The sequence below is a fragment of the Arsenicibacter rosenii genome (assembly GCF_001870735.1).
Lineage (GTDB): Bacteria > Bacteroidota > Bacteroidia > Cytophagales > Spirosomataceae > Arsenicibacter > Arsenicibacter rosenii.
On sequence record NZ_MORL01000193.1, the window covers coordinates 195 to 852 of the forward strand.

At 35.7% G+C, this 658-nt stretch carries 1 protein-coding gene; it reads left to right on the top strand.

Going from position 1 to position 658, the window contains the following annotated elements:
- Nucleotides 1-82: 82 nt before the first annotated feature.
- The coding region (locus BLX24_RS30770; RefSeq protein WP_071506936.1) for a Crp/Fnr family transcriptional regulator at nucleotides 83-658 on the top strand (576 nt) is incomplete at its 3' end.

The window sequence follows — 658 nt, forward strand, 5'->3', positions numbered from 1 at the left end:
TGTGCTTTTGAGCCTGGTGCTTCGGCGTAAAATCGGATAGTACTTTGTAAGGGTAACGGTTGATAGTAATAACAACAAATCAATGAAAAATATATTATTTGACTTTATATCAAAATACATTTCTCTGACAGAAGACGAGAAAAACGCAATCGTTTCTTTGGACATATTCTACCCGGTAAAGAAAGGGACGATTTTACTAAGAGAAGGACAAAAATCGAAAGAAAGTTACTTTGTTTTAAAAGGCTGTATCCGGACATATTATGTTTTAGAAGGTGATGAAAAAACTACTGCTTTCTACACAGAAACGGAAGTATTAACACCCCCTTGTGTAATAAGCAAAAGTCCGTCAGAATACTATGTAAGTTGCTTAGAAGACAGTATTCTTTTAATCTCTAATTCTGATATGGAAGCAGAAATAAACCGTAAATTTCCAAAGTTTGACATAATGTGTAAAGTATTGGCAGAAGAATTATTAGCGAAACAACGAATAGACTTTGACGAGTTTAAGACCTCCTCTCCCGAACAACGATACCTCAACCTGCTACAAAAAAGGCCAGACCTTATTCAACGTGTGCCTCAACACCAATTAGCGAGCTATTTAGGTATTAAACCCCAATCGTTAAGCAGGTTACGAGCAAGAATTCTTGAAAAAAAGTAC